14 protein-coding genes are annotated in these 23,559 nt (G+C 43.9%); 7 read left to right on the top strand and 7 right to left on the bottom strand.

What is annotated here, in order from left to right; translation table 11 throughout:
- From QXD64_07945 to QXD64_07925, 5 genes are all read right to left on the bottom strand, one after another.
- Positions 1-943: fibronectin type III domain-containing protein (locus QXD64_07945; GenBank protein ID MEM3397240.1), on the bottom strand; the 943-nt coding region annotated here is incomplete at its 3' end.
- Positions 931-1,413, bottom strand: coding sequence for a hypothetical protein (locus tag QXD64_07940; protein MEM3397239.1), 483 nt, complete (start codon positions 1,411-1,413; stop codon positions 931-933). The genes QXD64_07940 and QXD64_07945, both read right to left, overlap by 13 nt.
- A 17-nt stretch (positions 1,414-1,430) precedes the next feature.
- Complete coding sequence (locus QXD64_07935) at positions 1,431-2,045, bottom strand: hypothetical protein (GenBank protein ID MEM3397238.1); 615 nt, start codon at positions 2,043-2,045, stop codon at positions 1,431-1,433.
- 3 nt (positions 2,046-2,048) lie between these two features.
- Positions 2,049-2,516, bottom strand: a complete 468-nt coding sequence (locus QXD64_07930; GenBank protein ID MEM3397237.1) for a hypothetical protein — start codon at positions 2,514-2,516, stop codon at positions 2,049-2,051.
- A complete protein-coding gene (locus tag QXD64_07925; GenBank protein ID MEM3397236.1) occupies positions 2,513-3,349 on the bottom strand; it encodes a hypothetical protein in 837 nt (278 codons plus the stop codon). The genes QXD64_07930 and QXD64_07925 overlap by 4 nt, the downstream gene beginning before the upstream one ends.
- A 269-nt stretch (positions 3,350-3,618) precedes the next feature.
- Here QXD64_07925 and QXD64_07920 point away from each other — a divergent pair, with 269 nt between their 5' ends.
- From QXD64_07920 to QXD64_07900, 5 genes are read left to right on the top strand one after another with little or no spacing between them, the layout of a single operon-like run.
- A complete protein-coding gene (locus QXD64_07920) occupies positions 3,619-4,539 on the top strand; it encodes a dihydroorotate dehydrogenase (protein MEM3397235.1) in 921 nt (306 codons plus the stop codon).
- A complete protein-coding gene (locus QXD64_07915) occupies positions 4,514-5,245 on the top strand; it encodes a dihydroorotate dehydrogenase electron transfer subunit (GenBank protein ID MEM3397234.1) in 732 nt (243 codons plus the stop codon). The genes QXD64_07920 and QXD64_07915 overlap by 26 nt, the downstream gene beginning before the upstream one ends.
- Entirely contained in the window at positions 5,242-5,820 is a 579-nt protein-coding gene (locus QXD64_07910; protein ID MEM3397233.1) for a UbiX family flavin prenyltransferase, read from the top strand. The genes QXD64_07915 and QXD64_07910 overlap by 4 nt, the downstream gene beginning before the upstream one ends.
- A gap of 24 nt (positions 5,821-5,844) precedes the next feature.
- The gene (locus QXD64_07905) at positions 5,845-7,722 is read left to right on the top strand and encodes a fibronectin type III domain-containing protein (GenBank protein MEM3397232.1); all 1,878 of its coding nucleotides are present in this window, start codon (positions 5,845-5,847) and stop codon (positions 7,720-7,722) included.
- Complete coding sequence (locus tag QXD64_07900; protein ID MEM3397231.1) at positions 7,719-8,291, top strand: DUF99 family protein; 573 nt, start codon at positions 7,719-7,721, stop codon at positions 8,289-8,291. Before QXD64_07905 ends, QXD64_07900 begins: the two co-directional genes overlap by 4 nt.
- On the opposite strand, the gene QXD64_07895 is transcribed toward QXD64_07900, so the two are convergent.
- Both QXD64_07895 and QXD64_07890 read right to left on the bottom strand, forming a co-directional pair.
- A complete protein-coding gene (locus QXD64_07895) occupies positions 8,288-9,403 on the bottom strand; it encodes a transglutaminase-like domain-containing protein (protein ID MEM3397230.1) in 1,116 nt (371 codons plus the stop codon). The genes QXD64_07900 and QXD64_07895 overlap by 4 nt on opposite strands.
- Complete coding sequence (locus tag QXD64_07890; protein MEM3397229.1) at positions 9,390-10,130, bottom strand: hypothetical protein; 741 nt, start codon at positions 10,128-10,130, stop codon at positions 9,390-9,392. The genes QXD64_07895 and QXD64_07890 overlap by 14 nt, the downstream gene beginning before the upstream one ends.
- A gap of 90 nt (positions 10,131-10,220) precedes the next feature.
- Between QXD64_07890 and QXD64_07885 the strand changes: the two genes are divergently transcribed.
- Both QXD64_07885 and QXD64_07880 read left to right on the top strand, forming a co-directional pair.
- On the top strand, positions 10,221-11,078 hold the full coding sequence (locus QXD64_07885) for an ATP-binding protein (protein ID MEM3397228.1): 858 nt from the start codon (positions 10,221-10,223) through the stop codon (positions 11,076-11,078).
- Positions 11,079-11,179: 101 nt separating this feature from the next.
- A partial coding sequence (locus tag QXD64_07880) for a hypothetical protein (protein MEM3397227.1) occupies positions 11,180-23,559 on the top strand: 12,380 nt, incomplete at its 3' end.

Here is a 23,559-nt window from a genome sequence, read left to right as displayed (position 1 = left end):
ATCCTTTAGAGAAATAGTAATAGTCTGTAGGTGGCATTCTTATCCCATTCACTTCCATTTCCATTCTTCCATCATAACTAAATCCATACCCATAAAGTTGAATTACAGTTGTTCTTTGGGTTTTTGTTGGGTTCGCACCGCTTTTCATAAACCACACCTCTGTAGAATCCCAACTACCATCTCTATCGGTGTCTGGGTCATACTTATTCGTGTTATAATAATTTTCTTCACAATCAAACAGTTTGTCTATATCTGAGTTCTTGTAAGCAATCCCTGGCACATTTTCTTTCTTCTCCTCATAACCGCTGTATGTGCCTTTAATTGTTACGCTGACTGGTATGTTTGCCTCCCTATATGGATTATTCAACTCCTTCTGAATGTACCAGTATGTTCTTCCACCAGTTGTGCCCCAGAACACTGGTGTTACCGTTATGTCAATCCCCTTATATTTTATTATCCCGATATGATTGGAAATTCCGCTGGAGGAAGTCGTGCTCCAGTATACCATAAAGGATATTTTGCCTGTACCCGGTGCATAATTATCCCATAGGCCATGTAACATCAATCGCATCCTCGTTGTCCCGCTTCCACTCTGGACCATTGGTGAGCCACTGTAGGTTGAGTACACTGTGAATTTGTATGTGGTTGAAGGTTGGAGATTGTAGATAGATGCACTGTGTGTTGTAGAGCCATCACCACTTGCACTTACATTTCTACCATCAATTATCACATAGTTGTTAGTCGTGGGAACTGTTGTAAACCAGGAAACTGTTGCACTCTCATACGAGGGAGTCCATGTGATTGATGTGATTTTTGGAGAGATATAGGTAAAAGAGTATCTGGGAGACTTTTCGTGAGCTTGAGCTATGCTGAGCAAAGCCCATTCTATTACCCCTTGAAAGTTTACTTTTGTTCTTCCCGTATTCTTGTTTACTTCCCACATTGGCACACCTTCTCATTCCACCATCTTTTGCCGAACTTCCTGCAAAAGTACCAGGAAAAAAGATAGATAAAAAAGGAAATAAATCCAACATGTAAATAAGAGAAAGAATATTTGTCTATAAATATTTCACCAAAACCCGGTAAGAATAAAGCTACAATAAATAACGGACTTAGAAGAAAGCTCAATAGATAGCCAACAACTAATCCGAGCATACCTCCAATACCTCCAAGAGAAATAATCTTATATTTTTTGTGTCTGTGCATACATGTACAAAAAAAGAGAGGAGTAAATAAAACAAACAGGGAGGAAAGGCATGTAACTGTACCTGAAGCAACCTTTCCAACTTCCGTTGTTGTCTGGGTTGAGAGAATAGAACCTATTACATATACCGTGAAAACAAAGATGAAGAAACCACCTGCGCTAGTGTATGGCCCTATTTTATCCATTAATTCATTAGTTTGATTTTTCATATTATTTTCTCCATTTGTTACATCTTATAGTAATAATTAATGTTAATTTGTAGATTATCATATCCTATTTTGATTGTGAAATCATCTTTGCAAATGCCAAAATTCGCCTCAGCTTCTGTAATTGATGCGTAGGTACTTGGTCGAGAGTTTGGCAAGCCACAGATATATGGTGTGACAGATGGGTCAGAGCCAATCAATTCATACCATGTTGCAAGTAACATCTTGTTGTTAGGGTGCCAAGAATTCTGAGATGCTGATTTCCCACGAATTATTGGAAGTGCAATGTTTATGAAGTTTTCCTGGTCATCTTCAGTATGCCAGTAGTTCACAAGGATCCACGAAGGAGTATCTTCACTAGCCCATGTACTAAACCCAGTTTCCATTATTGCGCATTTTTTACCATAGCTGTTGGCTATGTTGAACAGATGAGTAAGCGGTGCCCACTGATCAAACGAAGCCCACACCCAAGTGCCAGGATAATAATCTATCGCAAGAATGTTCACTTTTGGCGATTGTGCCCAGACCACCAGCCGATCTGCCCATCCTGTAGTGATCACTGCATCACCTACATATGCATTCACTATTGTCTCAAAGCTTGCGTTTTCGATTCCTAGATAGGTATAGTCGAACATATATTAAGCCCTCCTGTGGTTCAAACCTTCCTTTTGTGAGAGCTTCCTCTCTGCTCTCTTGCACATATAGCGTGCACCAAGAAAAGTAAACAGTGGAGGGATTGGAGCAAATATAAGAGCAATGGTAAAACCGCGTACTACCCGTTCTATTTCACCCATTGGGCTATGTCCCAAAAATCCTAGTCCTCCCAGAAAGGAGAATATCGGTACCCCAATAATCGCACCAATCAAAGCCCCCAGGGAGCCTGAAGAATAAAATATGCTTTTTCTGTTGTGAATACAAGTGCACATAAAGTATGGGAGTAGATAGGAAAGAACTACTACAGCAATACCGAAATTCGAAGGCAGAGGATTATTTGGTGAAAGGAGAAAGAAATAGGCATTCAAGAACCATAGGCCGATAGAAATTACTGAGCCCAAAGCACTCATGTAGGGCCCGTAATTATCCAGAAGAATTTCTCTCTCATTCATATTTTCACCCAAGTGATAGTGCTAATTTGGATTTGAAGATTGCTGTAGCCTTTTTTCATGCTATACCCTGTATGAAGGATTCCAAAATTGTCCTCAAAATTCCACCAATTGCCAGTATGGCTATCCCTGAGTTCATACCATGTGGCTATAGGGAATTTATTAGGCCTTTGGATGTTCTGAGTTAAGGCTTTGCTCCTTATCTTTGGCAAAGCATCGTTAATGAAATTTATTTGATAGTCTTCATCATGCCACCACCCCGGAGTAGAAAAACCAGTTTCCATTATTGCAGCCTTCTTGTTGGATTGGTTGCAAATTGAGAGAAGGACACCAAGGGGACTCCAGTCTTCAAGTGATGGGCCCCATGTCCCAGGGTAATGGTCTATTGCCAGAATGTGCACTTTTGAGGATGTTGCCCAAACATTCATTCTATCTGCCCATAGAGGCCAATCTGCAAATGCATTCACTATTGTCTCAAAGCTTGTTTCACCTCCTTCAACCAAGCCCTCATAACCAACCTCAAATCCTGTTACTTCATCCTGGTCACGGAGGAATGTGTTAACAGGATGATTTTCTTCGTTGAAGAGTTGGTAAATCACTCTTTTCCCCCAACTCTGCCCTGCATCCCTGCTTTTTGCGAGCCAGATGAGAGAGCCATCAGCCCAGACAGCATAGAGCGTGCCAAAGGCATAGCAGAGCTTAGGCGAGATGCTGGCGTTTGCTGTAAGATTATCATATTGCCATGCCTCTCCACTACCTACTGGTCGCGTATTTGTCTGGCTTTCCTGTAGTTTTGGCTTCTCTCCTGCAGCAGATGGAAACTGCATTATTACCACAAGAATCACCACACATATAATGCAAATGAAACTGTTATTTTGCTCATATTACACTATATTTTTTGTATATAAATATTTGTATATAAATATTTCGCGGTCATGTGCATAAGGTGTTTTTGTTTTTCTTTTGTACCCCTGTCAGAAAGAATGTCATGCTAAAAGTGCGAGAATGGCACCTTTCGTGTCTTTCGCAATAGCCAAATAGACAGGGAAGAATTTTAAGTAAAAATCCGAGGCATACGGTTTTATATTCTCCTACAATTCCGTGTATTGTGCGAAAAACACCCCTTCTTGCAGTAGAAATTGCAGGGCTGCAAATGAAGAATCCTCTGATTCTAGCATCCGGAATCCTTGACACTTATGCAGAGACGATGTTAAGGATTGCTGAGCATGCAGGTGCAGTAGTAACAAAATCTGTCGGGATTGAGGAAAGAAAAGGGTATGAAAATCCGGTAATCTTCGAGTTTAAGCACGGAGTTTTGAACGCAATGGGGCTGCCTAACCCCGGCATAGAGAAATTTGGCGAGGAAATGAAAAAACTCAGGGAATGCAGGGCACCGATAATAGGCAGTATTTTCGGTAAGGATGAAAGAGAGTTTGTGCTCCTTGCAAGAAAAATGGAAATGTATGGTGCTGCAGCAGTAGAACTCAACCTGAGTTGTCCCCATGCCTCTGGCTACGGGATGGAGGTGGGAAGGGACCCTGTGCTTGTGAAATCAATTGTAAGTGCAGTGAAGGAAGCAGTGAAAGTCCCTGTGTTTGTGAAGCTCACACCCAATGTGACAGACATTGTTTCGCTCGGACTTGCGGCAGAGGAAGGCGGTGCAGATGCAGTTGTGGCTATTAACACAGTGCGAGGTTTAAGAATTGACATAGAATTCAAACGAAGTGTGTTGAGTGCAGGGATTGGGGGCTACAGTGGTCCTGGTATTTTACCCATTGGACTGAGATGCGTTTTTGAGTTGAAACGGGCATTGAAGATTCCAATCATTGGTTGCGGTGGCATCAGCACATGGGAAAATGTGATTGAGTATTTGATGGCTGGGGCTTCTGCGGTTGAGGTCGGGACAGCGCTACGAGAGGATGCAGGTCTCTTCAAAAAGCTGGAGAGGGGGGTTAAAAAATACATGGAAAGAAAGGGGTATGAAAGCGTGGAGGAGGTAGTTGCCATTGCACACCGAAATCGTTGAAGTAGTTGAGGAAAACTCTTCTGTGAAAACTTTTCGTTTTAAGTTTGGTGCGAAGGTCAAACCGGGCCAGTTCTGCATGGTCTGGGATGGAGTGGGAGAGGAGGTGCCCATGAGTTTTTCTTACATCGGAAAAATAAAAGGAATAACTGTGAAAAAAGTGGGAAAAACCACAGAATTACTTCATCAGCGAAGGACAGGTGAAATCCTGAGAATCCGTGGACCTTTCGGAACGCAGTATCCTATTCAGCCAAAAAGATATCTTCTTATCGCAGGTGGCACAGGTATTGCCTCGCTCTCTCCAGCTGCAGAAGAAATTTTGGTGAACGGTGGGAGCTGTAGGTTCATTGCAGGTTTCAGAACTGCCTCTGAAATTTTCTTTGTGGAGCGATTGAGGAAGGCAGGAATTGATGTAGCAATTGCCACAGATGATGGAAGTGCCGGCTTCAAGGGGTTTGTGAGTGAGCTTGTGAAGAAATTTGATGTGGAACATTTTGATTATGCGCTTGCATGTGGGCCTCTGCCAATGCTCAAAGCAATTTGCAGAACGCTCGTTGATGAGGTTGAGACCTACATTTCAATAGAATCGTTGATGAAGTGCGGAATTGGACTCTGCGATAGTTGCTCCGTGTGTGGTTTCCAGGTTTGTAAAGATGGACCAGTTTTCAGAGCAAAGGACTTAATTGAGAATGGGTGGCTGGTAGAATGAAAGTAGTTGTGGCAATTACGGGTGCCTCAGGTGCGATTTATGGTGTTCGCTTGATAGAACTGCTCTCTGAACTTGGACATGCGGTGATGTTGATAGTTTCTGAGAACGGAGAGCGAGTGCTTGAGCATGAGACAGGACTGAAAAAGGTAGAGCTGGAGAAAAAGGTGAAAGCGAGTTATAGCAATGCAGACCTCTTTGCAGCACTTGCATCTGGCTCTTCAAGATTTGATGCGTGCGTAATTGTGCCTTGCAGCATGAACACCCTTGCAAAAATTGCCCATGGAATCGCAGATAACTTGATTACTCGCACGGCAGCAGTGTGCCTGAAAGAAGGAAGGAAACTGATTTTGGTGCCTCGAGAGACACCACTGAGTAGGATTCAGATAGAGGCAATGCTTAAAGCTGCCAATGCAGGGGCTGTGATTTTGCCTGCGATGCCTGGTTTCTATGGAAAACCGAAAAGCACGGAGGAGCTTGTGGATTTTGTTGCGGGCAAAATTCTTGATGTGCTTGGAATTGATAACGAGATTTACAGGAGATGGGGTGGAAGGAAAGAGGAGAGAGAAAAGATTTAAGAGTGTTTCTGCCATCCTCCTTTCGTGCATTCGCAAAAATTGATAGGGCTGGTTATGACTTCTCTTGCCATCCTGTTTTCCTTATTTCCAGCAAGTGCCACCACCTACCACACCATAACCTGTGATGGCGAGTTTGATGACTGGGCTTTGGACGAGTATCTGGGCACATCGGGTAACACCAGGCTCTTCTTCACCTTTGATACTGAGAACCTTTACTTCGGGTTTGACCGTGGAAGTGCAGATAACGACATTTTTGTTGCACTGGATTGTTTGCCTGGGGGAACAACAACCTCTGTTGACTGGCATGGCACGCACAAATTGCCGATTGAAGCTGACTACTATGTGTGCATTGAAAGCGAGAGTTATGCAGTAATAAGGCGGTGGAATGGGACTGCTTGGAATGACATTTATTCCTTGCTTGATTACGGGTTCTTTTCCACGCCAGACATTGAATTCAAAATTCCGAGGTTGTTTATCGGAAATCCCTCAGGCCTGAAATTTCTTGCCTATGGCCAATGGGAGGATGCAATCAATGTCTGGGCCGCCTGGCCTACTAGAAATGTTGCATTGAATAATGGACCCCAAGAATTTCTTTACTACTATGAATACAACCTTACAGAAGGAGTTTCGCCAGGGATTGACCAACCAGGGAATTTACCACCTACGGCAATCAAAGTGGATGGCTACAATGCAGAATGGACTGCAGGGCTGAAGAATTACCACATTGTCGTGGATTCAAGTGAGGACTCTGCCGCGGATGTCCAGAATCTCGTGGACAATGAAGTGCTGAAACTTTATTATGCATGGGATGAAAACTACCTTTACCTCTCCTACGATTACATCACTGGCTACTGGGGAGGTGATAACAGGTACGACAATGGCACGCTTTTGCTGATCGATGCTTCCACGCCTGAAAATGATGGCACTACGAGTATGGCGAATCTCAATGTTTGGCCAAGAGCAATTTCATTCAAGGGATTTACATGCGAGTTCATCTATGGCAAGTGGGATGATCTACCAGGATACTTTTACCATGTTCGAAACTCAAGTTATGCAGAGGACATCACATACAGCATTTTGAAGGGGGAGACAGGCGGTGCAAAGGTGAATGGGGCGGTTGAACTTGCAATTCCATGGTTTGTGCTTTACGGTGAAAATTACACTAGAATCTTTCCCTCAGTGAGCATAAAATTTGTGGTATGCGTAGTTGGCGTTGATGGCACGAACGCAGCAGACACAATTCCAGACAATGCAGCGGTGCCAAAGAACACCAGTTATGAAGAGACGGTGCTGGATTATTTTGCAAGAATTGACAAGATTGATGATGAACCCCCAGTGATTTCAAATTTCAGGATTGAGAACATCACGAAGACATCTGCAGAGATAAGATGGACTACAAATGAACCTGCAACAACGCAATTGCTGTATGGCGAAACCACAGAATTTGGGAACCTCACGTCAGTGGATGCGACATTGAAAACCGACCATTTCGTTCTCCTCACAAATTTGAGTGAGGGGAAAAAGTATTTTGTGAAGGCAGTTTCCTGCGATGCCTCCAATAATACCAGAAGCTATCCTTCCTCAATCACCGAGCTTGATAAAGTTTGTTTTGAAACCCTCAGCGAAAGCCCAGGAGATGGAGGCGGGAAAGCGGAACCAGAAACCCTGAGCAATTATGAAGTGGCAAAGACCCTGATTTATCTAGCCGTTGTTTTGTTTGCAGTTTTTGCAGTTTTCCATGCCTCCAGATTTATCTATCTTACAAGAAAAGAGAAGGAAGGAACAGGAAAAAAATACATGAAAAAGCTCACGAAGCCAGAAAGGGTGGAAAAACTCCAGGCGTTGCTGAGAAAAGGCAAGATTTCTGAGGAGCTATACAACGAGTTGAAGGAAAAGGTATGAAGAAATTTGTGAGGGCAGTTGGGATTGACGACGCACCGTTTAAATTCACTCAAGATTCATGCGAAGTTTTTTTCGCAGTTGTCAGGGCCCAAAACTACATAGAGGGGATGTTCCGCACCACGGTTGAAGTTGATGGACTGGATGCCACGGAAAGAATTATCTCACGCTTAAAAAACACAAGATTTTTTGAGCAACTGGATGTAATTTTTCTTGATGGATGTACAGTTGCTGGTTTCAATGTTGTGGAAATTGAAGTAATTCACAGAACAACTGGTTTACCTGTAATTACTGTGACAAGAAAGAAACCGGATTTGGCGGAGATTGAAAGGACATTAAAACAGAAATTTGATGACTGGGAACATAGAATGGCCATAATTTCAAAAATGAAACTGCATTGTGTTGAAGCTGTGCGAAAGCCAGTTTATGTGGGAATTGCAGGCACTGATTTGGCCTCAGCCAAACTGTTTCTGAAGCGTTTCACAGTGCAGGGCTCAATTCCAGAACCAATAAGAATTGCCCACATGCTCGGCTCCCTTTCTGTAATGGGCGAGACACGAGGAAGGAGCTAAGCAAACTCTGTTTTCATTGAAATTGTGATGTAGTTATCGCTCAGGTTGACTGTTGGTGCTGAACCAAGATAACTGTAGGTGAAGAAGAAGTAATAGAACTTGAGGTCATCGCCATTGCCAGTGCTAACCCAGTCCGTATAACGAAGTGCATCCCGCGTGAGAAACATGCTGTTTGCAGTATCAATGTTCACATAAGCACCACTTCCGCTCTTGTAGGGAATGTAGGTTCTCACCCAGGCATGGGGCCCCCATTTCCCTTCCATCTGAATATAGATTGCACCTAGTTCAAGCCAGGCAGGAACTCCAACGGCACGGGCAAGTGAGCAGAATAGAATGCTCTGGTCATCGCAATCGCCAACACCAGTGTGCAATGTTGTGAGTGGGTCATTTGGTTCGCCACTGCTTCCCTTCACATATCTGATTTTCTGCTGAATGTACTTGTAAATTGCCTCCAGTTTATCATAAACATTGGTGGAATTCTTTGTAAGGTTTGAAGCAAGGTTCTGGATTTCTGGTAGGTAAGGGTCAATTTTCCATTCCCTACCCAGATACTTTGCCTTGAGCTCTGCAGGTATTTTTGAGTCATCTGCAGCATCGCCCGCACTTATCTTCCACTTCATCTCTTTCGCATGCACTGTGAAAGTGACGCTTGCTGTGCCGCTTATCTTTTCGCTGGCTTTCCAGACATACCATGTGGTCCCATTCACAGTGAGTTCTCCCGCACCCTCAAGTGGCTCAACATTTCGCACCTCCTGTCCTATGCCAGAAACCATTTTCGGCATGTGAAACTCATAACTTATCGGTTTTGAACTTATGAAGCTAACCTCACGCTTCACAGTGAATGTGGCAGATGCTGGTGTGCCAGAAAAAAAGTGGACCAGGTAGGAGCCAAGTGGCGTGTAAAGTATCAAGATAATTATTATAAAGAGCACAATCAACCCGATCACTGGTCCAACCCAGGCTCTGCTCCTCCTTTTTTTGGGAATTTGCTTGACTTCCACAACCTCTGGCTGTTGAGTTGGCGCAGCCCAGGTAGCACCGCAACCAGGACATTGTAATCCCCCTGCGGTATCAAACACATACCCACAATATGGACATTTAATTTCCACCATGTTTTCGTCTCCATTCTCTTATTTCTTTCTTTACTTGCTCTGGAATTGCAGATGGAATTACTCTCCGTTCCACAAGGTAGAGTGTGAAGATTGAATAAACAAATGCAAAAATCAAGAAGAGATACATGAGCACTGGCATCGCACGGAAAAACGGGAAGAGCAGGAAATTGTTGATGGCACTGAAAAGCACAGCCCTCACCAAATGGCTCCAGATTTTGTTTGCTTGAACGCCATAACCAATCACGGAACCAGTAAAGGCATTTATGAAGATGAAGTTCATAGCTACTAGGAGGAGCACACCGATGAGATGCGGGCTTGCTCCAAGGTCTGTGGAACGCAACATGATGAGTGCTAGAGAAACAAAACTCATCAGCCCAATGCTCGTCCCGAGTGAAATTCCATAAAAGACAGTGTCGAATTTTCTGTGGAAAAACTTTGTGTTGAGGATGATGAGCTTGAGTAATTCTTCAAAAAAGGGGAAGAAAGCCAACATGAGAATAACAGGCTCCACAAATGTTGATGTGGTTATGACATCGTAGAATACATATCGCACCACGCCTACAACCACACCCACAAACAGCCCAACAACGAACCCAAGTCCTACTCTGCCAAAATCAAAGAGGGCAAACTCCACATAGGGTCTTTCATACTTTTTCAGCAGGTTGTAGAGGAGTACAATGGCGGGGATAATCCCAATGATGCTGGCAACGCTGAAGTCAACATACATCACTATGCCTATGGAGTTCGGGTATTAAATGGTATTTCCTACGGCTATCCGATGCACGGGAGAAGGACATTGCAGTTGAAGGTGGAAAACATGAAGTTTTGGGAGGCATGGAAGCTCATGCCAAAATACAGTTTTTTAGAATTTCTGAAAATTTATGCTGCAATGGATGGCATTCCTTACTATATAGTCCAGACGGACGAAAATAAGGGTGCTGAAGAAAACATAAAGGATGTGATACTGAGAAAAGATAGGGTGCTATACGAGGAAGCCGAAATTCTTCTGCGGATGGAATTCAGGGAATTTCAGAGATACTTTTCAATTCTCCATGCAATAAGTAATGGCAAAAGGCGCTTCTCTGAAATTGCTTCTACCACCAACATGGACAGTGGCACGCTCTCAAAGTATCTCAGCGCGCTTAAGGAATGCAATTTAGTGAAGGAAGAAAAACCTCTATTTGGTAAGAAGAAGATGCGTCACTACAAGCTTGCAGACAACTACTTCACCTTCTGGTTCAGATTCGTGTATCCGAACAAAAACATGCTAGAACTCGGAAAAGTGGATACTGTGTGGAACCAGATAAAGAACGATTTTTATACTTATCTTGGGCGTGTGTATGAAGAGATTATTTTAGCTTTGTATTCATCACTTTATCCAGAGATGCGAGTTGGACAGTGGTGGAATAGAGAAGAAGATGAGATAGACATTCTGGCAGTTGATGAAAAAAAGAAGCTAGCGATTTTCGGGGAAGTAAAGTTGGGAACAATAAACCATCGTGATTTAGAAAACCTAAAAAAGAGAACATCCAAAGTGCAGGAACTTGGAGATTTTGAAAAGAGATACCTGCTGGTGGGGAAGGATGTGAATATAAAAGAGTGTGAAAATGTGGAGATATGGACACTGCAAGATGTTGAGAAAAAGATTTTAGACATTTACGAGAGAGTTGGATAGACAACAATCTGTCTGCATCAAGTATAATGTAGATTTTGAGGACATCGAATAACAGTCCCACCCTCCAAAATCTTTATATTATTCCTGCATTTAGTTACATTATGGTGAGAACTTTTGCGAATTCTGAGAGAAAAACTGCGATTGTTGGAAGATTTGGAGCTCTATTCAGCGTATTTTTGCTTTTAGCCACATTATTCAATTTGCCTGCACTTGGAGAGACCAGCAGAGAGAGTGAAGTTAAAAGCAGGGCAGAACCGATAGAAATTCTGGAGGATACAGTTTTTGAGGATAGGTTTTACACACTTAACACTAGCTTAATTGTGCGGAGTGGTGCAATTCTAGAAATAAGAAACTCCACACTTGTTTTTGAGCAGGGAAACGCCATACCAGAGCTTCTGGTGGAATATAGAGCGACCTTAAGATTAGAGAACTCAATTATAAAATCCAACTTCACCCAGTACAGATTCATTGTTCACGGCACCCTTTTCTGCGAGAACTCCACGATTCTGGGTACCTGGGCTGGGGAAAACTATGGTGGTCTGATTCTAAATACAAACTCGGCCACGATTAGAAACTCCACGATTGGTGACACAGAAATAGGCCTTTATCTGCCAGGCATGGGTAACAAGACCCTGCTTGTGGACGACGACCATAATGAAAGCGTAGAGAAGTTCTACTATGCGTTGCTTTCAAGCATGGGCATCGGCTTTGATTACTGGTGCGTTGAGGAGCAGGGAATTCCCACAGACCTCAAAAACTACTCAGTTGTGCTCTGGTTCACAGGCTGTGGTAAAGTTAGTACACTCAACATCACTGAAACCTTGCTGCTTTCAGATTATCTCAACACTTCTGGCAAGTTAATTCTCACTGGACAGGGAATTGGAAGAGACATAAACTCCACATACCTTTACACTGCCCAACTCAATGCCATGTATGGAGGGCATACGAGCTCAAGGGAGGTTTTGGGAACTGGCTTTCTCGCGAATTTTAGCGGGTGGATAAATGCAAAGTACAGTTTAACTCAGGGCTATGTACTTACACAGCCAGAAAATGCTGTCCTTCACTATGGTGATGGAAAAACTGCTGGCGTTGCTGTAAAAGCCAACTACATGGTTTTCTACACAGAATTCTCCATTGATTGTCTCGCTGATGAAGAGGCAAGGATGCTACTCCTGAATGTGTTCAATTGGTTTGGAATATTCGTTTCAGCGCCTCAGGTAACACTCTATAACCAGAATTTTGAGAATTTCACAGGCGAGAGCTGGGATTTTGCAGATGGAACCGGCAATGGAACCTGGGGCTTGAGCGACTCCAGGGCCTTCGGAAACAAGAGTTTATGGTGTGCTGGGAATGCAAGCAAGGATGCAGAAAGCATCGCCTTTTACGAAAGTTTTGAAGAATTTAGTGGGAGCACAGACACTCAGCCCTTCAACGGTGTGGATGCATTTGGGCTAAGTGATACAAGGATAGCTGAAGGGAACTACAGCTTGTGGTGTGCGGGGCAGGGGATGCAGTGGGAAGACCAGGGCCTCTGCGTTGCATTTGAGGATTTTACAGAATTTCATTTGAAGGCATGGGATGAAAACAAGGGTTCTGGATTGGATTACTGGGGCCCATTTAACGGAAAGGCCTGGTGTGCAGGAAGCGGAGATGAGATGGCAATAATGAACATCAGAGCAAGGATGTATGATAACTTCATGAATGCGGTGATGTATCTGCCTGTCTCAATCCCCTACGATTTTGCCACCGTTTCCTTCAATCTGGAACTTGCTGTTGCAAGTGGCGATTATCTAGAAGTGGGCTATGTTTCTGCTGGCAAACACATTGTGGTAAGAAAATACGAGAGTGAGATGAAGGGCATAGAGAAACTGTTCATCTCGAGATTTGCAGATGCAGTTTACTTCAGATTTGTGAGTGATGGCTCTAATGTAAGCACTGGTGCATGGATTGATGATGTTGAAGTAAGAGCATACAACTACACAACCTATCTTGCTACGGATTTCTCGCAAGGGCTCGGAAACTGGAAAAGCTATGATGCTGACGAGCGAAGTGGATTTGATACCTGGGGGATACTGAAACGGAATGATGGCTATGAGGCCTGGTGTGCTGGACAAGGAGCTCAAAGCAACCTCTTCGATACAGTTTATTCGCCTGTCTTTTCAGAGGATTTTGATTACGGGCTCGTGAACTGGAGGAATAATGGCACGAAATCCTGGGTGCTGGGTAACCGAAATCTCACTGCACCTTTCTCCGCTCATGCAACAATATCAGATAATTCTAGTGTGTTTCCACTGGTTGCTCTGCTTGAGACAGCCATTGATGTCACAGATACACGAAGCCAGAAGTTTGATTTTGACCTTGTCTTTCTGCGAAGTTCAGACCGCACAAAATTCTTCGTTGAGGTTTATGATGGGGAATGGAAGCGGGTCTACGAGCAAAGCCAGGAATGGAAACGCTGGAGCCACTGCAGTTTCGTAACTGCAATACCGTTCACTGCAATTAGATTCGGGCTTGTCGGTAATGGTGAGATCTGGCTTGACAATATAGGAATCTCAGCAACAAAGAGCATTCCAAATCTTGCGGTTATGCGATACGATAGCTTTATGGATGCCTCGCTTGAACATGAAGTCAATTTCACAAACTGGGAGCAGGTGCAGATTGACTACTCCCTCTTCTACAACCTCTCCGAACGCGATTATCTCAATTTTGAGGTCTATACAGATAGCTGGAAGATTCTGAAAACCTACAGCGGGACTCTCACCATGGGGCCGTTTACAGAAATTCTGCAGTTACCAGAAAATGCAAAAGTCCTCAGATTCAGGTTCATTTCAGACAGGGCAAACGAATTTTCTGGCGTTTTCCTCAAGCATGTAAGGGTCTATGGAATAAAGAGTGTCTCAAATCTTGAGGCAAAGAGAGCGGATAGGGGAATTGAAACTAGCCATGAATTCACTGTTAATCTGACAAATTACACGAGTGCAATCCTTTCCTATCTTCTCTGGCTAGACCTCAGCCCCGAACAAAATCTCCTCCTCTTCCTCCAGAACTCCACAACAACGCTTGAGCTTGCAAATTACACGATGGCAATGGAGCAACGAAAATGGGTGTCACAGGAACTGGATTTAACTGAATTTGTTAGCCAGGAAATCAAGTTGAAATTTGTTTTTATAGCAAAGCACTATGGTGATCTGACAGAGGGTGCTTACATTGATGCAATTAAAGTATCTGGGACAACAACAAAACTCTACAAGTCCAACATGGACGCAAAAGCAAGGTTCAGCATACTTCTCGATTGCAAAAAACCCTTGCTTGAATTTGATTACAGTGCTGAGCTTGCGGAAAATTCAGCTTTCCGTGTATCTGTAAACTCTATACCTCTGTTTGAAACCACAAGTTCTACAAGTGGCTGGAGCAAAGCATTGCTATCGCTTGAGGAATTTGAGAACCTCAACGCCACAATAGAATTTGAATTTGTTTCTAGTGCCGAAGTTTCTGGCGGGGTTTACATTGACAACATAAAGATTGGAGGAGTAATGGGCTATCAAGACGGGGAAATTGTGATAGAAAACACGGAAATCTATGCTCAGGATTATGGCATGATCGTTGAAAATCGGAACCTCACCATTTCCGCCGTGCAAATTTCTGCAGGCACAGGTATCTGGCTGAAGCACACAAATTTAACTGCGTTTTCTCTCAGGATGAACTATGTGGAGGTTGATGCAAAACTTGAGCAGAGCACCCTCTATGCCTACGATGACAATCTTAACCCGAAGGCAATATTGTGTGAAACGGGTTCCAGTGTTTATTCCAATCGCAGCATCACAGTTGAGATAGAACACACAAAGCAGGGCATATTTCCAGAGGGTAGTGATGTGTTTGGCAACCCCTTGGTGTTTGTCAGGAAAAACAACAGTGCGGTTGCCTCCCAGTGGTATTTTGTGAAAAACGGTAGCAAACTTCAGTGGTATGCCCCTTACTCTCTTGTGACCTCAAATTCCATTCTCAAAATTATTTGTCCTCCGATTACTCTGCCGCGGATAACATGCGCTGACTCAGATGAAGATGGGCTTTACAATGTTAATGAAAACTCAGAAAACATCAAGTGGTTGGATGCATCCAACTTCCAGGAAATAGAAAAGGTTACAGATAACTGTGCCACGCTCTATGGTGTGAACTGGACATTCAAGAAGACCAATGTGACTAATGGTGTAGTTCCAAAATCCACACAGCAAGGAATGTTAATAGGTTATTCCACAGTGAAATGCCAATCATTGAACTTAGAACGGGGCACTTATAGGGTACTATTCAGAGCAAGATCTTCAGATCCTCATACAGATAGAATTGTCGTTCTGGTAGATACAGACACGCAAATCCAGATACTCAATACTTCGCTCTGCATGGAATACCAGTGGTATGAAACCGAGAGCTTTGTGGTAGGTTCTAAAGGTTTGAACGACCTCAAAATTACAGGTTATTCAACCCAGCTCTCTCAGAACACGGCCAACTACACTCTTTTTGAAAAACTTGCATTCATAAGAATTTCAGATGAAAAAGGGAATCCAACGGATTTGTATTACAAACGCGTAACTTCGCAGCTTATAAGAGATTGTGATGATGATGCCCTTGCTGATGGAATTGAGTTTCCCGGCTTTGCCAATGCCTCTGCCTACATTGAGGCAGAGTGGTTGGGCACATCTAAGATAGTTGAGAAAAATGCGAGCAATGGGCTTGCTTTGAGGATTGAGAAAGGGGAGGTAGCATCACTAGACATTAGTTTGCTGAATTTCACAAGATATGAATTTGATGCTCTTGTCAGGGTGAGGGCGAGGACAGAGGACTGCGGGGCACTAAAGCTGGAAGCAGGAAGCTGGCAGGCAGAGGTCAACCTCACAAACGCCTATCAGTGGTATGCGTTCACAGGCACGCTGAACAGGAATGATTTGTTGAACTTCACATCAAACGGCACATCCCAGATTATAGACAAACCTTCAGTCCTCATAGATAGAATCAATATTTTTGACCTCACAACGCTTACAAGAACCAGTGCAATTGAAGGTTCTGCAATCAACATCAGCAAATCTGGGACATTCCACATAAATGTGCCTGCAAGAGCAAGCTTGAACACGCTTTCATTTAACATTACGGCAAGTCCAGGCATGGGCCAGATTCTGACAAAAGAACCCGTAGTTTCTGTAGCAACAACACGAGATTGGCTTATCTGGATTGAAAGTAATGGTATCATAAACGCATATTCTCTCTTGACTGGAGAAAAAATTACGATTGGAAAACGGGACCCGAGTGCAAGAAATCTCACAGCTTCTGAGACCCTTGTTGCCTGGGAGGAAGAAATTTCTGGCAGCCCACATGTGTGTATTGCACCGCTTACAGAAAATGCGAAGGTGCTGGCCTACCAGGGAATTATGCCAGATGTGGAAAACAACACTGTGGTTTTTCTCAATGTGGAAAAAGGCATAACAAAAATTCATCTTGTGAAAAACACAAGCCATGGTTTTGTCGAGACGGTGCTGGAACAAATTGAAGGTACAGGTGAGACCGCATACCTTTCCTGGGACCTCTCAGACCCGAAAATTTATGGAGACAGAATGCTGTTGAGTGCCAGCGCTTTTGGCTGGACTGCACTGATTCTTATTGATTTTTCTGATTTTGTGGCTGACTTTAGTGGTAAGAAGTTTCATGTCTCGCTGGTTGGAAGCAATTCAGTTATTCCTAACTATGGAATCTGGGGTGAGCATGTGGTCTGGGTGGATGGTATGTCTCTCTATGTCTACAATCTCTCCACAGGACAAACTAATTTTATTACTGATGCCCAGAACATAGTTGATTTCAAATTATACCGGGGAATTTTGGCCATTGCATACCAGAACTTTTCAGGAATTGACATAAGCTGCCTTGATTTAACCAGTGCCAAGGAAAAACACATAGATGCTGTCAGCAGTTCTCCAATGGGCATGGCGTTCTCAGAGGGTTTGTTAGCGGTCTGGCTTCCCTACAACAACGAAATAGATTACTACACAAGTCATGTGAGCGTAGATTTGGGTGCTGATGGAAGCATTGAATGGGAGCACAACTCATTCATCATGGATGAGAACACTGGTAATCTCCTTTCAAGAGCCAGAATTTTAAGTTACACCGCAAACTCTAACTTTCCAGTAAGCATTGTTACCTCAGGCAACGCAACTATCTCTGGAATTTACGCTGCCTTCACAACTTTCACAGACCCATTTCTCCAGGATACTGACTTTGATGGGCTGAGCGACGGTGTTGAATTTGAGAGTTATTTCCCTGTTAGCATTGTCCATCTGGAGGATGCTCTTGATTTCCGCTTCAGCGAGAAAGCGGACAATTCTTACCTCCAGTTCGGTGTTGTGCTTTCTGCAAACGCAGCGGGCTATGGAAAACTTGCGGTGCCATTCATTGCAGAAACCAGTGGACATTACACAATTACCACATCTAATGAGGAAATAATAAAAGCCTGTTTTGAGGTTGAGGAAGGCGAGGAGGCAATTCCAGATAACCTCAGTGAAATGGTTCAGTTATTCATAATAGATGGTGCAGGGAAACAGAGAACCACAAATATCTCATGGAATTTTAAATCGGTGTATAGCAATGATACTGGATGCTATGTGAAAGCTAGCTACATTGCCTCTGCAACTCTTTCATCTGGGAAATACTGGCTTGAAATTTTGCTCACACCGAGCATAAACCTTTCCCTGCTTTTCGATGGAAGATTGACAATTTCTCGCAGGGGCACGAACATGCTTGAGCCAGACACGGATTACGATGGTCTATGGGATGGCATGGAGCAGACCAATCTTTCCTCACCCTTGACAAAAGATGCGGATGCGGATGGGCTTGAGGATGTTGTTGAGTTTGGAGAGGGAACAAAGCCACTTTGCAGGGATACAGACATGGATGGTCTGAGAGACAATGTGGAAACAACGATAAGCCATCCATCGAAACCTCAGTCCTCCTCTTACTTTGACCGTCTTCTCCTCTTTGGTTCTCCCTTCTGCTATTTCCCAATGTCTAACTGGCAGGAATTTTCCAGTAAAACCTCGCCCACAAACCCAGATTCTGATGGTGACGGATTGCCAGATGGTTTCATAGATGGTTGGAGATACTACCCTGATGAAACAGGAAAATACAGGGCGGAAAACTGGCACAGTTCAGGGATTTGCGATGGTAAAATCCAGGTATGGGAATTTGAGGACATAAATCTGAACAGCAGGCATGACAATTTTACATTCTGGGGGATGTGGGACTTCAGCACAGCAAACTTTGAAGTTGCCCACTACTTTGAAAACGGTTTTATCCGTTTCTATGGTGAAACCAATGCAACGAATTTTGATACGGATGGAGATTGGTGTCCCGATGGTTATGAAGTGCTCTATGCGACAAAGGAACCATTTGATAGATACTGGGAGCCAAGGAAAAGTGGCATCTTGCACCTGCTCAACCCGCTTGACTCAGGTGATGGAGCAAGAGATGTGGACATATTTGAGGAAGAACTTGAAGAAGACACAAAAGTGGGTTTTCAGGGCCCACCAATCCGACCAACATTTTATAATTTCACAATAAACCAAACTATAACAGCAAGAGCAGTGGTGCTGAACTATTCCCATGTGATGGAAATCAAAACAATCATGTTCAGTGCCTCCTCGAACTCCTCAAGAATAACTGTGGTAATCTACTCAGGTGAACTCGGGGTTGGGACACCTCTAGATAGCAAGGTGGTCTCAGTTAACGCCAGCATGAGCAATGTGACTGTGAGTTTTGGTAACATCTACTTGAGCCAGGGCTATATTGTATTCAAGAGGACAAGTGAGGGCGACAGCGAGGCATTCATTGGCGGGATTAAATGGTATGGAAACTCCGATGACACAGAAGAAACTCCTTTTGCCTATTGCGAGAATGAGGTCTGGAAGAATTTAGGTTATGGAAAGGGCTACAATTTCTCTATTGACGCTATTTCGTTTGACTACCACATGGAATTTAGTGAACGCATACCCTCCTGGGCTGTTTTGATAGAGAACCCTAGCTCTGCCCTCATTTCCTCAATCAGTGTCTCTCTCGATGCTGAAGACCCGAACAATGCAGGATTTATTGTAGAAATTAGAGAGTATACTGAAAATCAGAGCGTTGCAAATTCCACATTGCTCTGGAAAAAGAGAGTAATTCTGAATTCGGACGGGTGGTATAAGATAGACAATCCAGACATCACATGCTCTGCCTTCTATATTGTGTTGAAATACAATGGAGAGAGGTTTATCTGGAAGGAAAACATAGATTACAGGCCAAGACACTCAGTTTTTATAACAGAGGAGGGCAGGGAGTTCTGTATTGACCTCAATCCAGCCATCAAGCTCTACACCTACAGTGGTTTTAGAGCCATAGAAAAGGCCAGGCATGGAGATGGAGTAAACAACAGTGTTGAAGGACTCACAGGCACCAATCCACTCTCTGAAAATACAGATGCTTTCTATTCTGGTTCTCTCTTCTACAATGACAGTTTGAATGATAGCCAGGAATTAAGCATGGTGGTGTTCCGCACAAATGCAGTGCAAGGGGCTTTAACTGCTGCAAACTACAAGCCTGGAACATGGATTGAGTTCAGGGCTCAGGGATTGAATGGGGTTACTATTGTGAGATATAGATATTCATGGTTGATGTCAGATATACACTATATCAACATAACCAATTCTTCGCTGACAACTTCAGATAATTTCAAACTCTACATGCTGGAAGATGGAAGTGGTTTTTACAGGGCTGCCGACAGCGAAAATCTCTACCTCTGGTGCCCTGCACTTCCCCCAGAACTGAACCAGAGTTATTCTGGCATATGCCATGTGTTTGTACCAGATTTCACAACTCCCACGCTACTCACAGATTGGCATCCAAATCCAAACTACAGAGACAAGGAAATCTATGTCAGTTCTCCATTCGATATTGATACGGATGATGATGGACTTAGAGATGGGGCGGAGCTAAACTGGAATTTGGATGTAGAGGAGCCAAATCCCTATGGCATAACCGACTTGCTCTCCTGTGCCCACGATACAGACAGTGATGGCGATGGACTAATAGACAGTGTGGAGATTGATACCATGAGAGACAGCGATGAAGATGGAAAACCCAACATGGTGGATCCAGATAGTGATAATGATGGGGTCATTGATGGCAAGGAAACAGCATGGAACCTTGATTCTGATTGCGATGGAAAACCCAACATGGTAGATTCAGATAGCGACAATGATGGGCTGGATGATGGTGTCGAACTCTCGCCCTACCTTGCAGCCCGGAATTCGCAGATTAAAATGGAATATCAGATTTATGTTAAGAATGTGGCGCTTACTCCAGCATCTCTTTCGGAAATTGAATTTTGCGGTAACACAATCTATGTAAGCTACTACCAGGATACAACATTTAAGATTGCATCTGGTAAATTTGAGCGTTATGGCGAGGAACAGTATCTCCATCCGCTACCGCTCAACCTGGGAGCAAAGTTTGCAGTGAATGTCTCGGGTGCGATTTTCACCCAACACGGCAACAATCTCGTCTGCTATAAGAAAGAGCAGACAGGGAATTATGCTGAAAGGACTGTTGTCAAAAATGTTCCGCAAATCATAGACCTTGCTGTTAATCTAACGAAAGTATTCTTCGCCACGAATTCAAAGGTTTATGCTGTGGATGTGGATGCAAAAGAAGTAGATTTCAGCGAAAGTTTGGCGATTACAGATTTCAGATATGAGGTCATCGCAGCGAATGAAAATGGATGCTACTTTGGAAATGCAGCGGAGGTACGGACGCCTGAGGAACTCAGAGTACCAACGGATACGGAAGAGAAGAAGGACATCAGCGTGCTGAGAGACGGAAGCTTGGTCTGGGCTACAGCAACTGGAATTTACATTGCCTCGCCCCCATTTTCAAGGTTCTATCCCTACCTCAACACACATGCCATTGTGTGGAACGGGAATGTCAAATTCGTCAGTGTTGATAGCGCAGACAATTTGTATATCCTTACAAACAATGAATTTTTCATGCTCAAATATGCAAAAAGCAGTCCGATAAGCCAGGATACAGACAGCGACGGTCTTTCTGATAGCCAGGAATTGGAACCCTGGACATGCGGTGCTTATGTGGAGAAGGTCTCAACGCCGAAGAGGTTCAGTTATCTTGAACGCAAGGAGATTCCATCTGCACCCTATGTTAATGTCCTTGTTCCTTTCACAGATATGTTAAACCAGGATACTGATGGAGATGGACTGAGTGACAGTGATGAGATGGAGGGCTGGGAAATCAGTGTGAGGGATTGTTCGCTACTCATTTCGTCTTCACTGGACCCGCTTGCCGCCTATGCCTTGCCCAAGTCCAAGCTCCTCTATACTTTCAATGTAAGAGGCGAGCCAGAAATTTTATCCACTGCAGAGCCAATTTTTGTGGTAAAAGTAAACTCAAATCCGCTCTTAACAGATACAGACTGTGATGGACTGAGTGATGGGAAAGAGTATCTATTTACAAATCCACTGGATGCGGATACGGACAATGATGGACTTACAGATTGGTATGAGGTCGGCGAAGATGGTCTGTTCTCAGAAGGTGAAACAAGCCCAGTTGTTAGAGATACAGATGGAGATGGTCTGCCAGATGGCTGGTTTGAAGCTGCCACTGACAACACGCTGGCGAATGAATGGGGCTACAGTGCAGTCGCGCCACTCTGGAAAGATGGCAGTAATTATGGAGAGGGAAATTGGGATGTAGAATTGAGAATAGGCGAGAATGGTTACAAATGGGCTAGAGGTAAAGAGATAGGGGAGGCTGCAGCCGTCTATCAACTCTATGGTGGTGGCTGGCAGTGGGAAGATGGAAAGATTAAGATAGAAAAATTTACCCATCTTACATCTCCATTAAACCCAGACACTGACCATGATGGCGTTGAGGATGGAACTGAAGCCCTTTACCTCAAGAATCTGAGAGGCACGCCGTACTGGTGTGCGAAATACAACAAGGGAGAAAATCCGTGGTGCTACATTCTTACGCCCGAAAGTGATCATGCAAAGACGCACATTCTCGACCTCAAAATGTACGATTCTGACAATGATGGCTTGAGCGATGGTGAAGAGAACTGGGTGGTTGTGAAAGACGTTAGTACAGTCAGATACATACGGAACACGGTGTTGGACATAGATGCAAGTACAAACACGCACCTTGAGACAGACCCAACAGACCCAGATTGTGATGACGATGGGCTCCTTGATGGCCAAGAATTCGAATGGCGAAACAACACTGACTATGACACAATGCTTGGCTGCTGGGATGACATCAATGCCTGGGATAAGGACATAAATGACAACGGAGGACTTCTTATCCCCGAAACAGTCACCAATTGCATTCTTATGCCAAACAACACAGTGAAAATCACAGTGAGCAATCCAATAAGCACATTTTCCACGGCATATGTGAATCTGCACTACACTATTATAGACCCTGCTACAAACAATGAAGTTGAGACGAACCACAGCTATAACTCTGTGAAGAGCTTCCAGGGAAAATATATCTGGGTAGCGAAGCCTCTACACCTGCAAAGGGTTTTGAGGGCAGAGGTGCGATACTACACTACCTCCGCTCTTTCCTCACAATATCACGACTTTTCCGAGACCTACTGTGTGTTCCGTACGAATGCAAGGTATGATGAAGGAGCAAAGAGATTAATATACACAAGTGATTCCTGGGTTGTGGTACCTTTGTTGCGTGGAGATGGCGAGTATCCAAATCTCACATCACAAACAAGAGGCATGTTCCATTTCGAGAATGTTGTAGACAGCTTGCCACAGGAAGCAAAAGTGCTTGAAACGGTTTATGGCACTACCTATGCCAAAGTGCTTGCTCCAGATGGTGCATATGTGTACATGGCATTATTTGGCGACAGTTCACCCACAAGAGACACGAATACCCTGCAATATTGTCTTTATATCAGATACAAATTAGGCGATGCTACAAAATATCTAAACTTCACCTATGCTGGTATGACCACAGATCCCACAACAGCCCACAGCCAAAAGGAGTTCTGGCAGAATCATCAGGAAACCCTTGATTGGCGTGCGTGTTCCAACCTGGACAGTGATTTTGATGGGTTGAGTAACCATGTTGAGGTGTTGCTTGGCACTAACCCAAACGATGCGGACACAGACGATGATGGCTTGAGTGATGGCGACGAGGTGCAGAAGTACGGGACAGACCCGAAGAATTATGACACAGATGGAGATGGATTGCCAGATGGACTTGAGCTGGGAGTAACTACAGCATTATTAGATACGGATATAACCCTCACTCCAAAACATTTCATACCAGATGCAGACCCCACAACGAAGACAGACCCATTGAACAAAGACACAGATTGTGATGGAATTTACGATGGAGGAGAGGATGCAAATCACAATGGTGAGCGGGAAACCACAGAGAC

The sequence above is a fragment of the Thermoplasmata archaeon genome (genome assembly GCA_038874435.1).
Lineage (GTDB): Archaea > Thermoplasmatota > Thermoplasmata > Lutacidiplasmatales > SKW197 > SKW197.
The sequence above is the reverse complement of the archived record's forward strand: the minus strand, read 5'-3'. Positions and strand labels throughout refer to the sequence as shown.

Bases quoted from the DNA above. Each gene is read 5' to 3' on its own strand.
- QXD64_07940 (MEM3397239.1), bottom strand. From the start codon at position 1,413: ATGAAAAATCAAACTAATGAATTAATGGATAAAATAGGGCCATACACT.
- QXD64_07935 (MEM3397238.1), bottom strand. From the start codon at position 2,045: ATGTTCGACTATACCTATCTAGGAATCGAAAACGCAAGCTTTGAGACA.
- QXD64_07930 (MEM3397237.1), bottom strand. From the start codon at position 2,516: ATGAATGAGAGAGAAATTCTTCTGGATAATTACGGGCCCTACATGAGT.
- QXD64_07910 (MEM3397233.1), top strand. From the start codon at position 5,242: ATGAAAGTAGTTGTGGCAATTACGGGTGCCTCAGGTGCGATTTATGGT.
- QXD64_07900 (MEM3397231.1), top strand. From the start codon at position 7,719: ATGAAGAAATTTGTGAGGGCAGTTGGGATTGACGACGCACCGTTTAAA.
- QXD64_07895 (MEM3397230.1), bottom strand. From the start codon at position 9,403: ATGGTGGAAATTAAATGTCCATATTGTGGGTATGTGTTTGATACCGCA.
- QXD64_07890 (MEM3397229.1), bottom strand. From the start codon at position 10,130: ATGTATGTTGACTTCAGCGTTGCCAGCATCATTGGGATTATCCCCGCC.
- QXD64_07885 (MEM3397228.1), top strand. From the start codon at position 10,221: ATGAAGTTTTGGGAGGCATGGAAGCTCATGCCAAAATACAGTTTTTTA.